Below are 16233 nucleotides of genomic sequence, written 5' to 3'. Positions count from 1 at the left end.
ATGCTGAAAAACAGAGAAGACTTGAAGAATCTGCGTGATATATACAGCAGATCGCTGGAAGCTCAGAAAAAGAAAATATTGGTATGTGCAGGTACAGGGTGTGTTTCTAGCGGATCTCTTGAAATATTTGATAGATTTGTGGAGATTATGAAGGAAAAAAACATTCCGTGCACTGTTGAGCTTCAGGAAGAATCTCATGGAGATACTGTGGGGATGAAAAAAAGCGGCTGCCATGGTTTCTGTGAAATGGGTCCTCTTGTAAGAATAGAACCTCAGGGATGGCTGTACACAAAAGTAAAACTTAGCGATTGCGAAGAAATAATAGAAAAAACCATAATGCAGGGAGAACATATTGAAAGACTTGCTTATCAGAAAAGCGGTTCTGTATGCAAGAAACAGGATGAAATACCTTTTTATCATAAACAGACCCGTGTTGTTTTGGAACACTGCGGTCATATTGATGCCACTTCAATAAAGGAATATTTGGCTATAGGCGGCTATTCTGCTTTTGAAAAGGCCCTATTCGACATGACTGCTGATGAAATAATCAATGAAATAGTAGAATCCAATTTGCGAGGCAGAGGAGGCGGCGGTTTCCCTACAGGTCGTAAATGGTCACAGGTTAAGAGGCAGAAGGAAGAGCAGAAATACATCGTTTGCAATGGTGACGAAGGAGATCCGGGAGCATTCATGGATAGAAGCATCATGGAAGGGGATCCTCATAGAATGCTGGAAGGCATGATGATTGCGGGTCTTGCCTGCGGTGCATCTGAAGGATATATATATGTTCGTGCAGAATATCCTATGGCTGTCAACAGGCTAAAAATGGCTATTCAACAAGCCACAGAGTATGGCTTATTGGGAGACAATATCCTAGGTACAGATTTTAGCTTCCATTTGCATATAAATCGTGGAGCAGGAGCTTTCGTATGTGGTGAAGGAAGCGCTCTTACTGCATCCATAGAAGGAAACAGGGGTATGCCTAGAGTAAAACCTCCAAGGACAGTAGAACAGGGATTGTTTGGAAAGCCTACAGTCCTCAATAACGTTGAAACATTTGCCAATGTGCCTTTAATCATCCGAAAAGGAGCTAAATGGTTTAAAGAGATTGGACCGGAAAATAGCCCAGGAACCAAAGCCTTTGCTTTAACAGGCAATATAATGAACACGGGATTAATAGAAGTACCCATGGGAACAACTCTTGGCGAAGTAATATTTGATGTAGGCGGAGGCATGAGAGGCGACGGAGAGTTTAAAGCAGTTCAGATAGGAGGCCCTTCAGGTGCATGCTTGACTAAGGAGCACTTGGATATGCCATTGGATTTCGATTCCTTGAGCAAAGCACATGCAATGATAGGCTCCGGCGGACTGGTTGTTATGGATAGCAAAACCTGTATGGTTGAAGTAGCACGATTCTTTATGAAATTTACTCAGAATGAATCCTGCGGTAAATGCGTTCCCTGCCGTGAAGGTACAAAGAGAATGCTAGCTATTTTGGAGAAAAATGCTAGCTATTTTGGAGAAAATCGTAGAGGGAAAAGGTGAAGATGGAGATATTGAGCTGCTATTAGAACTGGCAGATACTATTTCAGCTACCGCACTCTGCGGTCTTGGCAAAACTGCGCCTAATCCGGTAGTTAGCACCATAAGAAGCTTCAGGGATGAATATGAAGCCCACATTTACGAAAAAAGATGTCCTGCTGGAAGTTGTCAGAAACTAAAGAAGATAGTAATAGATGAAAACTTGTGCAAAGGTTGCTCAAAGTGTTCCAGAACTTGTCCGGTAACAGCCATAAGCGGAAAAGTAAAAGAACCTTTCACTATCGATCAAACAAAATGCATAAAGTGCGGAGCTTGTATAGCAACCTGTCCGTTCCATGCAATCAAGGAGGTTTAAAACATGGGAAACAAAGAATATATGATAATAGATGGTATACCGGTTGAAATAAATGGAGAGAAAAATCTTCTTGAGCTAATTCGCAAGGTAGGAATAAAATTGCCTACATTCTGCTATCATTCAGAGCTTTCAGTTTATGGCGCATGCCGTATGTGTATGGTAGAGACTGAGAGAGGAAGCCTGGAAGCTGCCTGCTCAACTCCTCCCAGAGCAGGCATGGAAATAAAAACTAACACTGAAAGACTGAGAAAGTATAGAAAAAATATATTGGAACTGCTTCTTGCCAACCATTGCCGTGATTGCACAACCTGCAATAATAACGGCAAATGCAAGCTACAGGATTTGGCAATGAGATTCAATATTCAGAACGTTCGTTTTCCAAATACAGCAGCTGAACCAAAAGTTGATGATTCTTCTCCATCTATAACAAGAGATACAAATAAATGTATACTATGCGGTGACTGTGTAAGAATGTGCAACGAAATTCAGAATGTGGGAGCCATCGATTTTGCTCACAGAGGATCAAAGATGACCATTAGCACTTCCTTTGATGCTCCAATAGCTCAATCTCCATGTGTTGGTTGTGGTCAATGTGCCGTTGTATGTCCTACAGGTGCTATCGTAGTTAAGGATAATACAGCTGAAGTTTGGAAGGCTCTAGATGATAAAAATACGAAGGTTACAGTTCAAATTGCACCTGCTGTACGAGTGGGATTGGGCAAAGAATTGGGATTATCCGATGGAGAAAATGCCATGGGAAAAATAGTTGCGGCCCTTCGTCGTATGGGATTTGATGAAATATACGATACTTCCACCGGTGCAGATTTGACTGTTTTGGAAGAGTCCAATGAACTTCTTAAGAGATTAGAAGAAGGCAAACAGGATATGCCATTGTTTACATCTTGCTGCCCTGCATGGGTTAGATATTGCGAAAAGAATTATCCTGAACTACTACCCCATGTTTCTACTTGCCGCTCACCTATGCAGATGTTTGCAGCAATAATAAAAGAAGAAAGCAAAAATTCATCAAGAAAAGCTGTTCATGTTGCTGTAATGCCTTGCACAGCAAAGAAGTTCGAGGCTACCCGCGATGAGTTCAAGGTTAATGGAATACCTAATGTTGATTATGTTATCACAACTCAGGAACTTATACAGATGATTAAGGAATCAGGCATTGTATTCAGTGAGTTAGAACCTGAATCCATTGATATGCCTTTCGGAACAATGACTGGAGCAGGTGTCATATTCGGAGTCACCGGTGGTGTTACAGAAGCTGTATTGAGAAGAATTGCTTCAGATAAATCAAATACAGGACTTATGTCCATTGCTTATAAAGGCGTCCGTGGAATGGAAGGCGTAAAAGAGACAACCATAATGTATGGAGACAGAGAAGTAAGGATTGCCATTGTCAGCGGCTTGAAAAATGCCAGCGATCTTATTGAAAGGATCAAAGAAGGAGAACATTATGATTTTGTTGAAGTCATGGCTTGCCCAGGCGGATGCATAAACGGCGGAGGACAACCTTTTGTACCTTATGAAGCGAGAGTAATGAGAGGAAAAGGATTGTATTCAGCTGACAAGCTATGCAACATAAAGCGCTCCGAGGAAAATCCACTTATGATGTCATTATACAATGGTATCTTAAAAGGAAGAGTCCATGAATTGCTTCATGTGGAATATGCTTCGAAAAACCAGGAGGGCTAAATTATGAAAGTGAATGTATGCATCGGCAGTTCTTGCCATCTAAAAGGCTCATACAATGTAATTCAAGCATTCCAACAGCTTATTGAAGAAAATTCTTTGCATGATAAAGTTGATTTTAAAGCTACATTTTGTGCCAAGCAATGCCAGAATAAAGGTGTAACTGTTTCAATTGATGGTGAAAAGTATAATGTTTTACCCGAAGAGGCAAGAGAGTTCTTTAAAAGCAAAGTTATACCTAATATATAAATATATTAATTCAAATAAAGCAAGCTAGTTTCATTAACCCTTTCCTAAATAATGGCCGGATTATTTCAAATAATAATCCGGCCATATTAATGAAATGGGTTTTAAGCATAGTTGAGGTTCTTAAGATGTCTTCTGATGTTAGATATCTGTCCTAGGATCTTTATAGCTATTTCAGGCTTATTCATGGTATATAAATGGATTCCGTCCACACCAGATGAAAGAAGATCTATAATTTGCTCGGTTGCATAGGCAATACCGGCTTCTTTTAAAGCTTCCGGGTTATTTTCATATCTATCCAGAATGCGCCTGAATTTTGCAGGAATACTTGCTCCACAGAGACTGGTTATACGTTCTATTTGCTTTTTATTAATGACTGGCATTATTCCTACTGATATAGGAACGGATATATCCATTACGCTTATTTTTTCCATGAAATCATAATAAAAATTGTTGTCTAAAAAAAGCTGAGTTATGAGAAAATCAGCGCCTAGGTCAACCTTTCTTTTCAAATTGAGCAGATCAGCTTCACGACTCTCTGCTTCAAGATGAATTTCCGGGTAACATGCAGCACCTATGCAGAAATTCCCTAGGCTTTTTATATGAGCAATGAGATCCGATGCATATTCATATTCCTTATGTTTTCGAGCAGCATAGATTTCATCCTTTGGTTTGTCGCCTCTAAGGGCTAGTATATTTTCAATATTTGATTTTTTGAGTTGATGTAAAATACCATCTATCTCATATTTTGTGGAATTTATGCAGGTAACATGGGCTAGTGCTTCTATGCCGTATTTGTTTTTTATAATATCTGCAATTTGCACGGTAGGGCCTTTGGTACTCCCTGCGGCTCCATAAGTAACGCTCATAAAGTCCGGTCTTAAGGCAGATAAAGCGTCTACTGTTTCCAAAACAGTGTCAATTGGTGATTCGGGCTTTGGGGGAAATATCTCCAAGGATATTACTGGTTTTTTTCTAAAAAGATATTTTATTTTCAATTTTATCCTCCTCTCATGAACTTGTCTGCTTATGTAATGGGAAGGGAGCATCTCATTTCCTATTGTCATCATAATCCCATTATTTCTGAATATTTTTGCATTTTCATAATAATGAAGCGACCTAACTAAAAAAGGTTGCCTTCAGATAAGAAAGCAACCTTACAAACCTATAAAGCATCATATGCTTTGTGCACATGTTACTCTTATCTCTCAGGACCCGTGTATAATCCTGCAGGAATTGACACCGATGCATTGGAATGAGAATGCCGGTTGTCGGGTTTCATAGGGCCAGTCCCTCCACCTCTCTGGATAAGTAATTATTAAATTTTATGACCATAGGAAAGTTATGATTCTACTTTTTCGCAAAGGGTTCCAAGAAAGGCTTCCTTAGTTGTTAAATGATTCAATAGGAAGCCTTTATTATATTTATGAGAAATTTTAAGCTAAGGAGTAACATTTGTCAAGACAATTATATATAATCACTTGATTTTCTGTATATTTATGTGTAATATATTCTAAATCGGAGGGATTCAGGTGAATATTGACAGGAAAGAAGTTTTAAGGTACTTAGGCTATAAGAATCAGAGCATTGATGAAGTCATGGAAAAACTAATAGACGAAGCTATGATTGAAATAAAAGAAATCATGAGGAGAAACTATGTTTATAATATATATGATATAGAAAATCAAAGCGAAAAAGTTATTCTTAAGAATACAAACATCATTTTCCAAAGCAAATCTCTGGGAGAACATTTGCACAACTCGGATAGATGTGCTCTTATGGCAGCCACATTGGGCATTGAGGTGGACAAGAGGATCCAATACTATTCCAGGATAAACCTTACCAAAGCAATAGTTATGGATGCATGTGCCACTGCTGCAATAGAAGCTTTATGTGATAAGGTACAGGAAAACATGAGGGAGATGGCACAAAGGGAAGGATATAATATAACAAGTAGATACAGCCCGGGATATGGGGATCTGTCAATAACCAATCAAAAGGTTATCATTGAAGTGCTCAGAGCTTATACAAGAATTGGGCTTTCAGTGAATAATAATTACGTAATGATTCCAAGGAAGTCCGTGACTGCCTTAATAGGGTTTCAGAGAGGAGAAGAAAATATTGTAAAATGCAAATGCAGCAGATGCGAAGAAAAAAATTGTATGTACAGAAAGTGTGGAGTTGCAAATGAGTCGGAATGTTGATTTTAATAAATTTTTAGTATTCGACGGGGCCATGGGGACTATGCTTCAGGCCTGTGGAATGAAAGCGGGAGAGCTTTCTGAAAGATACAATATTGAGAAGCCGGAAGTCATTGAAAAGATACATAGGGCTTATATAGATGCAGGGGCTGATGTGATAACAACCAATACATTTGGTGCCAACAGGTATAAATTAAATGATACAGGTCTTAACTTGAATGATGTTATAACAAGGGCAGTAGAAGTAGCCACAAAAGCAGCAAAAGATAAATTGGTGGCTCTGGATGTGGGCCCTTTGGGCCAGCTTATGGAACCCTATGGCAGCTTGAGCTTTGAAGAAGCCTATGAAGCTTTCAAGGAGCAAGTTTTGGCGGGAGCTTTAGCAGGTGCAGATATTATAATAATAGAAACTATGTCAGACATATATGAAGCCAAAGCTGCCATACTTGCGGCAAGAGAGAACTCCAACCTGCCCATAATATGTACCATGACATTTCAAGAGGATGGAAGAACTCTCACAGGTACAGATCCGCTGACCATGGTTAATATACTGCAAAATCTTGGAATAGCAGCTTTAGGCATCAATTGTTCGCTAGGACCGAAAGAGATGATGCCTTTAGTTCATGAAGTTCTCAAATATTCAAGGATACCTGTGATAGTACAGCCCAATGCAGGATTGCCCAAGATGGCGGGCAGTGAAACCATATTCGAAATAACTCCTGAGATGTTTGCAGCCTATGGTAGACAAATGGCTGAAGCAGGAGTAAGAATACTAGGGGGCTGCTGTGGTACTACTCCGGAACATATAAGGGAACTTAAGAATGCCTTGATAGGCTTGAAACCTGTTAAAACTCATATCGAAAGGATTACGGCAGCCAGCTCTTCCACTTGCACAGTAACCTTAGGTGGGGAAGTAAAGATAATAGGAGAACGAATAAATCCTACAGGCAAGAAAAAGCTGAAGGAAGCCTTAATGAAGGACGATATGGACTATATTTTGAGAGAAGCGGTGGACCAAAAAGACAATGGGGCTCATATTCTTGATGTGAATGTAGGGATTCCGGAGATGGATGAAGAAACTGTGATGGTAAGAGCTATAAAGGAAATACAAGGAATAGTAAACCTTCCATTGCAGATAGACAGTGTAAAACCGAAGGTTATTGAGGCAGGAGTAAGGGTTTGCAACGGAAGACCCATAATTAACTCAGTCAATGGGGAAGATAAAGTTATGGAAACTATTTTCCCCATTGTAAAAAAATATGGCTGCTTGGTGGTGGCTCTTACATTAGATGATGGGGGAATACCTAAAACAGCGGAAGAAAGGTTGAAGATAGCAGAAAAGATAATAAAAAGAGCCGGCGAGTATGGTATACCAAAAGAAGATATAATAGTGGATTGTCTTGTTCTTACAGCTTCAGCTCAACAAAAGGAAGTAAAGGAAACTATAAGAGCAGTGAGACTGGTTAAGGAGAAATTGGGAGTGATGACCACTCTTGGAGTCAGCAATGTATCTTTCGGGCTGCCTGCACGAAGCCTATTAAATAGGACATTTCTGGCAGCAGCCCTCTCAGCTGGTCTGGATGCACCTATTATGAATCCCATGGATGCTGATATGAGGGATACAGTTAGAGCATTTAATGTTCTGTGGAATCATGACAAGGATAGCAAGGAGTATATAAATGCATATGCAGATTCAAAAGCTAAACCTGAAAATAATGATAATAAAACCAACAAAGATTTAAAGAAAATTATAATCGATGGATTGAAAGAAGAGGTAAAAGAGACAGTCAGGGAGTTTCTTAAAGAATTTAAAGCCTTGGAGATAGTTGATAATTACCTTATACCTGCTTTAGATATAGTAGGGGAAAAATATGAAAAGGGAGAAATATTTCTTCCTCAGCTTATATTGTCTGCAGAAACGGTGAAAAACGCATTTGAAGTTATAAAAGAAGATATTATGAAGAACTCCTCACATGATAGAGCTATAAATAAAGGAAATATTGTAATAGCAACTGTTAAGGGAGATATTCATGATATAGGCAAGAACATCGCAAAGATACTTTTGGAGAACTACGGTTTTCAAGTGTATGACCTGGGCAAAGATGTGCCCACGGAGAAAATTGTTGGTAAGGTTAAGGAAGTAAAAGCTCCTTTAGTAGGGTTAAGCGCCTTGATGACAACAACTGTACAAAGCATGGAAGAAACCATAAAAGCTCTCAAGCTTCATTGTCCAGATTGTGTTGTAATGGCAGGAGGAGCCGTACTAAATGAAAACTATGCAAACATGATTGGGGCGGACTTTTATGTAAAGGATGCCAGAGATTCAGTGAAGGTTGCGGAAATGGTTATAAATGGAGTGAAGAAAAATTAAATTTTCTGAAAATTTATGTATATTTTTTATTGATTATGTGATATACTATAAGTAAGAAAGATGGCGAACATCTTTCCTGCAGACTCTAATTCAACCAACGATAAGTTTGTCAGGTTTCCAATGTTTAGGTTAGTTTATTGGATAACGAAGTTAATCTTTTTCGGTTAAAACAAGTTGGGTAGTAAGATCAAATTGGCTTAGAGTTTGTCAGGTGAGCTAGAACATTGATTGGTTTGGAAAAGGAATGAGGTAACTAGATTTGGTTGATTCAGGTATCTGTGTTGAATTAGAGTCTGTTTTATAAGTTGGCTGGATTTTAAGAAATAAGACCCAGCCAACTTTTTGGTTTTTATGCACCTCTATACCATGAATCGTCAAGGACTATGGGCTCAAGGTAAGGAAATTCATATTGGGATAACTCCAATTCCTGAAGCTTTTTTATTACTTCTGTAAAGCTACTTTGGAGTGTGAGGTTGTCCTGGGAAAGAATGTGCCTTAGATTTTCATTTTCCCAATCAAGCCATCTTGAATACCTAAGCCTCTCTTCTTCATATTTATGAAACAACTCATGAGATTCTGCTGCTTCAGACACTTCCTTGCATATGAAAAAATTGCACACGAAGGTTCTGAATCTTGGAGGTAAGGTGCATCCTTTGCCTGATTTTACGAAAGGACAGCCTCTGAAAAATATGGTGTGATCTTCCAAATGATCTGTCTCCGGCAGTATGCCGTTTTCCATATACTTTTTATATTCAGCTTCATCAAAGAAACCTTTGGCATGGATATAGTAATTATATATTTGAGTACCGGGATTGCTTAATATCTTGTTGAGGGCTTTAAGGCCATCTGGCGTTTTGGACATTCTTTGAATATCTATCAGGGTGAATTTGGGAAAGTACCAGCAACATCCTCTGTTTTTTACTTTGCAAAGGCTTTTTCCAAATAAACTATCACAGGAGCTGCAACTTGTGCAGGCATATCTGGGAATATTGTGATCCAATTCAACATAAATTTTAATCATATTTTAACCTCAATTCTATATTAGAGTTTGCTTTATATGATGCATAGGAAAGTAAAATTTCTTAAGTTAAACCTTCTCATGCATATGTAAAAAAATGCTATTAAAATACTTTTAATGGAAGTACTTTTTATTATAATTTGACATAAAATATTAAATCAAATTTTCCTATAGTCCATTTTGAACCATATAAATTTGCAATGGGCGATATAGACAAGCCTGGTTTTTCAATCTTTTTACAGCTTATTATTTTTCTTCCTTAGGTTTTATTGATTATTTAAATATTTTGCTGTATGATTCTTTTAAGATAAATCTGTTGTTTGCTTATATAGGGATCGGAATATACAATTCATAAGCTGCATAGAAGTTCCCAGAGCTGTAATACTCAAAGACTGGATAAGGATTAAACTGAGAGGGTGTGGAGAAATGAAGTATAAGATACTTGTGGTGGATGACGATCAGAATATAGCGGAACTTATCAGAATCTATCTTGAGAAGGAAATGTATGATGTAAAGATAGCATATGACGGCAAAAAAGCGTTGGAGGATTTTTATCAATGGACTCCTGATCTGGTGATTCTGGATATAATGATACCTCATATGGATGGTTATGAAGTATGTAAGCAGATTAGGAAGGCAGGCAATATACCTATTATTATGCTTACAGCTCGAGGAGAGGTAATAGATAAGGTATTGGGACTGGAACTGGGAGCTGATGATTATATTGTGAAACCTTTTGATCCAAAGGAGCTTTTGGCCCGCATTAAGGCTGTGCTGAGAAGAGTTCAGAACAATGATATGGTAAAGGAAGAGAAACTGGTATTTCCAGGATTAACTATAGATAAAAACGATTATACAGTAACCTTTAAAGGCAATAGGTTGGAGCTGCCTCCTAAGGAGATGGAGCTTTTATACTTTCTTGCTTCAAGACCCAACCAGGTTTTTACCAGGGAGCAGCTATTGGAGAAGGTATGGGACTATGATTACATAGGAGATTCAAGAACTGTAGATGTCCACATAAAGAGGTTGAGGGAGAAGCTTCATGATGATATGGGGAGATGGGAAATAAAGACTGTATGGGGTGTTGGATACAAATTTGAGGTGAAAAGATGAAGAAAAGCATATTTCAAAAGCTTTTTATAACATATGGAATAACCATAATATTGGGATTTGGCATATTGGCTTTGGTGCTTATGAAGCTCTTTTCCCAATATTTCATAGATAGCAAAAAGGATCTGCTGCTGGAATATGGCCAGAAGATAACCCAAGACATTGCAATCGGGCTCTATTCTGGAAGGCTTGACAGGGAAACATTAATTGAGGACTTGAAGATTCTCGATAAGTTTTTGGATGCCAGAATATGGATAATAGATAGGAATGGTATGATTTTTGGAGTATCCGGAACCAATGAGGAGCAATATTTAGGACAACAAGTGGACAACACAAGATTGGGAATTTTATATAGAGGCAGGAATATTATTGAGACAGGCAATTTTGGAGGCAAGTTCCGTGAGCCGGTGCTGACGGTAGGTTACCCAATATTCTACAATGATGAATTTGAAGGTGCCGTTTTAGTACATGCCTCCATGCCGGGGATTCAGAAATCCTTCAGGGATATATACAATATAACCATACTTGCAATTATATTTTCAGGTCTTTTTGCATATGTGATCCTATATTTTCAAATAAAGCGTATTTCCATGCCTCTGATGGAGATAAGCAAGGCTGCTAAGGTCATATCGGGAGGAGAGTTTCAGAAGAGGCTGGAAATAAAGACAGGTGATGAAATAGAAGAATTGGCAAAGAGCTTTAATGATATGGCGGAATCCTTGGAAAAGATCGAAGAAAACAGGCGTAACTTCATAGCAAATATTTCTCATGATCTTAGGTCTCCCATGACTTCCATAAAGGGATTTGTGGGAGGAATAATGGACGGAACAATACCTCCTGAGATGCAAGGACATTATCTCAACATAGTCATGGATGAATGTCAGAGGCTTATAAAGATGACCAATGAGCTTCTGGAACTTAACAATATTCAGCAAGGCAAGGTAGAAGTAAACAAAACCAATTTTGAGCTAAACGAAATGCTGAGAAGAAAGCTCATAAATTTCGAAAATGAAATAACAAAAAAGAACATAGATGTGATGTTGAAGCTCCATGATGATTCCACCTTGGTAAATGCAGATAAAGCAATGATGGAAAGGATAATTACCAACCTGCTGGACAATGCGGTGAAGTTTACAGAGGAGAATGGGTATATAAGTCTAAGAACCAGAGAAGAAAAGAGTAAGGTAGTGGTGGAGATTATAAACACATGTGAAAACGTAGATGAAATTGAAATAAAAAATATGTGGGAGAGATTCCATAAAGGGGATCAAACCAGAGGAATATACAAATCTGGTTTTGGTCTTGGATTATCCATAGTAAAGGAAATGATCATACTTCAAGGTGAAAAAATTTGGGCAGATAAGCTGGATGGGGCCATAAGATTCTCATTTACCATTGGCAAAGCTAAATAATTAACATTTTATTCATATTTTATTAAAATATATGTCTTACAATTAAAATAGTAAAACTAAGGAGGGATACAAAATGGATGATGATATCAGAAGGGATATAATTGAAGATGAAGCTATAGAAAGCGTACCTACGGGAGATACAGTTATAGAAAATGCGACTAAAGAAGACATACCTGTAGAAGATGTAGCTATAAAAGAGACACCTATAGAAAATGAAGCTACAGGAAGAGTTGATGAGAATATGCCTATGCCCACATCCACATTCTATAGGGAAGTGATCGAAAAGAAGCCAAAGAAATGGGGTAAGTCAGCTATAGCTATAGCGTTAGCCATAGGATTGGCTTTCGGATCTGCTTTTGGTTTCATAGCGGATAACATAATGGATAACATGAAAGGAAAAAATGTGGTCTATGCAAGCCAAGACAAGCAATATAACTATACTATAGACAAGACTGTATCACCGGTTGTTCCCATAGCTAAAAAAGTATCTCCTTCCATCGTGGCTATAAGAATTAAAAAGAGCATGAGAGACTTTTTCGGGTATACCTATGAAAGCGAAGGAAATGGTTCGGGCATAATAATTGACAGCAATGGACATATTGTAACCAACAACCATGTAATAGACGGCTCCGATAATATAACGGTAATACTACATGATGGAACCGAATTGCCAGCAAAAGTGGTAGGGAAAGATTCTCAAACGGATTTGGCTGTTATAAAGGTCGAAGGAAAGAATTTACAACCTGCTGAGCTGGGAGATTCATCAACTCTGGAAGTTGGAGAGCTTGCAGTGGCAATAGGAAGCCCAATGGGCACTGATTATGCAGGTTCTGTGACAGCAGGAATAATCAGTGGATTGAATAGAGAGTTATATGTAGGGAACAGAACAATGAAACTTATACAGACAGATGCGGCAATAAACCCAGGAAATAGCGGTGGCGCTCTGGTAAACTCTGAAGGCAAGGTAATAGGGATAAACACTTTGAAGCTAGTAGAGAACAAGGTAGAGGGTATGGGCTTTGCAATACCTATAAATGAAGCCAAGCCAATCATAGAGCAGCTTATACAGAACAGGAAGGTATCCAGACCTTACTTGGGGATCACAGGACAGACTATAGATGAGAAGACAGCGAAACAATATGATGTTCCACAGGGAGTCTTGATTAGACAGGTTATAGAAGGAAGCGGAGCAGATAAGGCAGGTCTGGTTAGAGGTGATATCATTACAAAGGTGGATGGTGAAAGGATAACTACAATAGAGCAATTACAGCAAATAATTCAGAAGCATAAAGTAGGAGATGTGGTAAAAGTAGAAGCCTATGGCGAGTTGAACAGATATAAGACCGTCGAAGTAAAACTTACAGAAAGCGATAGCTAATACAAGAGCAGGTTGGCATACTTGCTCTTTTTCTTTTTCCTTTTTGTTAATACTAAGTTATGATATAATCTAAAAAAAGATGTGGGGGCACTATATAACCCCATTCAAGAAGAGTGGTGGGTGATGATTATGGCTTTTAAAAATTGCAAAGACGTAGGTTTTGAACTTATCTATCAATGTTTTAATCAGGGGTTTTCAGATTATATTGTTAATCTTCATTTGCCTTTGGAAGAATTTAAAAAAAGATTTTTTGGTCCGGAAGGCAATGAACTCAAAAATTCTTTTATTGCCATAGAAGAGGAAAGGCCTGTGGGACTAATTTTAGGTGGCATAAAAGATTATAATGGGATAAAAACTATGAGATGTGGCGCTCTTTGCATTATTCCCGATTACAGAGGAAAAGGAATAGCAGATGAACTTTTTTATCTTCATAAGGAAAGAGCCATTAGTGAAGGCTGCAAAATGATGATGTTGGAAACTATAATAGGAAACGACAGGGCATTGAATTTTTACAAGAAACATGGTTATGAAAAAGTGTACGAACTTCAATATTTTCAATTATCGGATTTAAGTAAATTTGAGAAGTTCAATAATCCATATGACATAAAACCTATTGAATTCAGCCAATTAAAAGAGATAAGAGATGAGATGGGAGATGTGTATATAAACTGGCAGAATGATTTGCCATATATAGAAAAGTCAGAAGGACAGCATAATTATGGAGCTTTTATAGAAAATAAAATTGTGGGAGTATTGAGCATAAATGAGTATGGTAGAATAAACTTGATTTGGGTAAATAAAAAACACAGAGGACAAGGAATTGCAACTGGTCTTCTAAGAAACGCAATAGATAAGCTGAACCTAATAAAACTTGGAACAAGCTTTCCAAATAATCATGTTTTATATGGTTTTTATAAAAAACTAGGGTTTGAAAAAGAAAAAGTAGCTCAATATGAAATGTTTATGATTCTTTGATAAAATTTCATGTTGCTATTTAGTGATTTTTTTAGTATAATAACATAGTGCGAGCAACAAAACGGAGAGATGGCTGAGTTGGTCGAAGGCGCACGACTGGAAATCGTGTGTAGCTACAAAACGGCTACCGAGGGTTCGAATCCCTCTCTCTCCGCCATACATAGTGAAATGAAGGGTTACAGAGTTTTATCTGTAGCCTATTTTTATGCCACAATCCTTTTATATAGCTTTTCATGTCACAAATATGTCACAAGAGAATAAATGAAATAACTTTATATATTTATCTAATTTTTTAGCGGCTTGTTTTTTCTTTTCTTCTATAACGTGACTATATATATCTGCTGTGATGGAAATGCTGATATGGAAAAGAATTTCAGATACAGTTTTAAGTTCTACACCTTCATGTAGCATTAAACTAGCAGCGGTATGGCGTAGATCATGAAAATATACAGATTTTAGAGATGAAAGCTATCCAAGAAAGATGATACATGATAAGTATTTAGACAGTTTAAAAGATGGCGTAATATGAAAATATTTACTATACATACTGTGGTAAAGGCATGTGTCAACTGTGGTGATTACTTTAAAAGTGTAGAAAGTTATTCAACTGGTGAATATGAATGTTGTTGTAGTTAAGAATACTGTATCCAATTTTCAGTTATGGATAACTGAAAATAGTGGGGATAGGCTGCTGGTATATTTTTAAATAATACTAAGTAAGAGAAGTTAGTAAAGCCTGATTTTTTACAAAGTCAGGCTTTACTGTGATATACTTTATTCATGATAATGTCGAAATAATAAATGACTGGATTTTATTTAAGAGAAGTGGAAAGTGGAGGAAATAAAAATGAAATTTGTTGCTGCTTTTAGTACAGGAAAAGATAGTATATTGGCATTACACCGCATGGTTCAGCAAGGGCATAAGCCTATCGGACTCATTGTTATGTATAACACAATGGCAAAGCGTTCATGGTTTCATGGTGCTGATAAGAAGCTGCTTAAAAGCATCTCAGAGTCCCTTGGGATTCCACTGGAGTGTTATGATACCGATGGCATGGATTATGATGTTATTATGGAAAAGGCTCTTTTGGAATGGAAGAAGCTTGGTGCGGAAGCATGTGTATTTGGGGATATTGACATACCAGAACATAAAATGTGGGATGAGGAAAGGTGCAGAAAGGCAGATTTAATTCCAATACTACCTTTATGGAATGAGAATCGTGAAGAACTTGTACGGGAGGTAATTGGTGCAGGATATAAATGCCTGATTAAATGTGTTCATCCAGAAAAGCTGCCGGCAGATTTTCTTGGCAAAATAATTGATGAGAAGCTCTTGGATGATATGAAACAGTATGGCATAGACCTCTGCGGAGAAAATGGAGAATATCATACAATAGTTGTGGATGGGCCCCTATTTAGAACTTCTGTACCCTATCAATTGGGAGAAATACTTAAATTGGAACATGTGACAGCCATTGAATTAAAAATAATAGATTAAACAATCAAAGAATGTCCAGAAAAAATAATTTTGCCAGAATCAGAATAATTCGAAATTGATATGCTAATGTGATAATAAGCCTAAGTGTGGCAGCAAAATGTGTGACCTTTACATTATTTAATCCCTATAAATTAGAAATATGTACTAAATGTGTAAAAAGTACTGTCAAATACGTATGGAATACGTATGATGTAATTGTAGGGAGGGAACAACAGATGAAGAGGAAAGACATGATAGAACTTCTTGAAAAGAATGGATGGTATTTGAAACGAAGAGGCGGAAAAAGCAGGGATAAACTTTTCAAAAGTGTTGCATGAAGTGTTATTGCAAAGATTAAATATTTCAAAATAGGACTAATAAGACATCTGAAAAGATGTCTTTTTTCATGTGCGACCAGCATGGGCGCAAGCTAGTCGGTGAAAGTCC

11 protein-coding genes, 1 tRNA gene, 2 pseudogenes and 1 riboswitch are annotated in these 16233 nt (G+C 37.7%); of the genes and pseudogenes, 11 read left to right on the top strand and 3 right to left on the bottom strand.

Annotated elements, in window-relative coordinates:
- The 3 genes and pseudogenes from BUB48_RS07615 to BUB48_RS07605 all read left to right on the top strand — a co-directional run bounded on the left by BUB48_RS07615 (position 1) and on the right by BUB48_RS07605 (position 3847).
- Positions 1-1897, top strand: a pseudogene (locus tag BUB48_RS07615) (NADH-ubiquinone oxidoreductase-F iron-sulfur binding region domain-containing protein).
- A gap of 3 nt (positions 1898-1900) precedes the next feature.
- Complete coding sequence (locus tag BUB48_RS07610) at positions 1901-3601, top strand: [FeFe] hydrogenase, group A (protein ID WP_073025650.1); 1701 nt, start codon at positions 1901-1903, stop codon at positions 3599-3601.
- Between the two features lie 3 nt (positions 3602-3604).
- A complete protein-coding gene (locus BUB48_RS07605; protein WP_073025649.1) occupies positions 3605-3847 on the top strand; it encodes a (2Fe-2S) ferredoxin domain-containing protein in 243 nt (80 codons plus the stop codon).
- A 101-nt stretch (positions 3848-3948) separates the two neighbouring features.
- On the opposite strand, the gene metF is transcribed toward BUB48_RS07605, so the two are convergent.
- Positions 3949-4842, bottom strand: coding sequence for a methylenetetrahydrofolate reductase [NAD(P)H] (gene metF / locus BUB48_RS07600; protein ID WP_073025648.1), 894 nt, complete (start codon positions 4840-4842; stop codon positions 3949-3951).
- A gap of 200 nt (positions 4843-5042) precedes the next feature.
- Positions 5043-5158, bottom strand: a riboswitch (SAM riboswitch).
- 218 nt (positions 5159-5376) lie between these two features.
- Between metF and BUB48_RS07595 the strand changes: the two genes are divergently transcribed.
- Together BUB48_RS07595 and BUB48_RS07590 are read left to right on the top strand one after the other, a co-directional pair.
- Entirely contained in the window at positions 5377-6048 is a 672-nt protein-coding gene (locus BUB48_RS07595; RefSeq protein WP_073025647.1) for a vitamin B12 dependent-methionine synthase activation domain-containing protein, read from the top strand.
- Positions 6032-8416, top strand: coding sequence for a homocysteine S-methyltransferase family protein (locus BUB48_RS07590; protein WP_073025646.1), 2385 nt, complete (start codon positions 6032-6034; stop codon positions 8414-8416). Before BUB48_RS07595 ends, BUB48_RS07590 begins: the two co-directional genes overlap by 17 nt.
- A gap of 349 nt (positions 8417-8765) precedes the next feature.
- On the opposite strand, the gene BUB48_RS07585 is transcribed toward BUB48_RS07590, so the two are convergent.
- Entirely contained in the window at positions 8766-9437 is a 672-nt protein-coding gene (locus BUB48_RS07585) for a hypothetical protein (protein ID WP_073025645.1), read from the bottom strand.
- Between the two features lie 423 nt (positions 9438-9860).
- Between BUB48_RS07585 and BUB48_RS07580 the strand changes: the two genes are divergently transcribed.
- The 5 genes from BUB48_RS07580 to BUB48_RS07560 all read left to right on the top strand — a co-directional run bounded on the left by BUB48_RS07580 (position 9861) and on the right by BUB48_RS07560 (position 14466).
- Positions 9861-10547: a response regulator transcription factor gene (locus tag BUB48_RS07580; protein ID WP_073025644.1), complete on the top strand. Its 687-nt coding sequence runs from the start codon at positions 9861-9863 to the stop codon at positions 10545-10547.
- The gene (locus BUB48_RS07575) at positions 10544-11956 is read left to right on the top strand and encodes a sensor histidine kinase (protein WP_073025643.1); all 1413 of its coding nucleotides are present in this window, start codon (positions 10544-10546) and stop codon (positions 11954-11956) included. The genes BUB48_RS07580 and BUB48_RS07575 overlap by 4 nt, the downstream gene beginning before the upstream one ends.
- 73 nt (positions 11957-12029) lie before the next feature.
- A complete protein-coding gene (locus tag BUB48_RS07570) occupies positions 12030-13334 on the top strand; it encodes a S1C family serine protease (RefSeq protein WP_207648327.1) in 1305 nt (434 codons plus the stop codon).
- A 129-nt stretch (positions 13335-13463) separates the two neighbouring features.
- On the top strand, positions 13464-14309 hold the full coding sequence (locus tag BUB48_RS07565) for a GNAT family N-acetyltransferase (protein WP_207648326.1): 846 nt from the start codon (positions 13464-13466) through the stop codon (positions 14307-14309).
- 63 nt (positions 14310-14372) lie between these two features.
- A tRNA-Ser gene (locus BUB48_RS07560) sits at positions 14373-14466 on the top strand.
- Between the two features lie 74 nt (positions 14467-14540).
- Here the strand turns inward: BUB48_RS07560 and BUB48_RS19105 are convergent.
- Positions 14541-14750: pseudogene (locus tag BUB48_RS19105) on the bottom strand (tyrosine-type recombinase/integrase); the annotation flags it as partial.
- A gap of 406 nt (positions 14751-15156) precedes the next feature.
- Here BUB48_RS19105 and BUB48_RS07550 point away from each other — a divergent pair.
- Positions 15157-15807, top strand: coding sequence for a Dph6-related ATP pyrophosphatase (locus tag BUB48_RS07550; protein WP_073025641.1), 651 nt, complete (start codon positions 15157-15159; stop codon positions 15805-15807).
- Positions 15808-16233: the final 426 nt, after the last annotated feature.

It is taken from the genome of Lutispora thermophila DSM 19022, assembly GCF_900142105.1.
Lineage (GTDB): Bacteria > Bacillota > Clostridia > Lutisporales > Lutisporaceae > Lutispora > Lutispora thermophila.
This window is presented reverse-complemented; position numbering and strand designations above follow the sequence as displayed.

Excerpts from the sequence above, each read along its gene's own strand:
- BUB48_RS07610 (WP_073025650.1), top strand. The coding sequence starts at position 1,901 with ATGGGAAACAAAGAATATATGATAATAGATGGTATACCGGTTGAAATA.
- BUB48_RS07605 (WP_073025649.1), top strand. The coding sequence starts at position 3,605 with ATGAAAGTGAATGTATGCATCGGCAGTTCTTGCCATCTAAAAGGCTCA.
- BUB48_RS07590 (WP_073025646.1), top strand. The coding sequence starts at position 6,032 with ATGAGTCGGAATGTTGATTTTAATAAATTTTTAGTATTCGACGGGGCC.
- BUB48_RS07585 (WP_073025645.1), bottom strand. The coding sequence starts at position 9,437 with ATGATTAAAATTTATGTTGAATTGGATCACAATATTCCCAGATATGCC.
- BUB48_RS07580 (WP_073025644.1), top strand. The coding sequence starts at position 9,861 with ATGAAGTATAAGATACTTGTGGTGGATGACGATCAGAATATAGCGGAA.
- BUB48_RS07575 (WP_073025643.1), top strand. The coding sequence starts at position 10,544 with ATGAAGAAAAGCATATTTCAAAAGCTTTTTATAACATATGGAATAACC.
- BUB48_RS07570 (WP_207648327.1), top strand. The coding sequence starts at position 12,030 with ATGGATGATGATATCAGAAGGGATATAATTGAAGATGAAGCTATAGAA.
- BUB48_RS07565 (WP_207648326.1), top strand. The coding sequence starts at position 13,464 with ATGGCTTTTAAAAATTGCAAAGACGTAGGTTTTGAACTTATCTATCAA.
- BUB48_RS07550 (WP_073025641.1), top strand. The coding sequence starts at position 15,157 with ATGAAATTTGTTGCTGCTTTTAGTACAGGAAAAGATAGTATATTGGCA.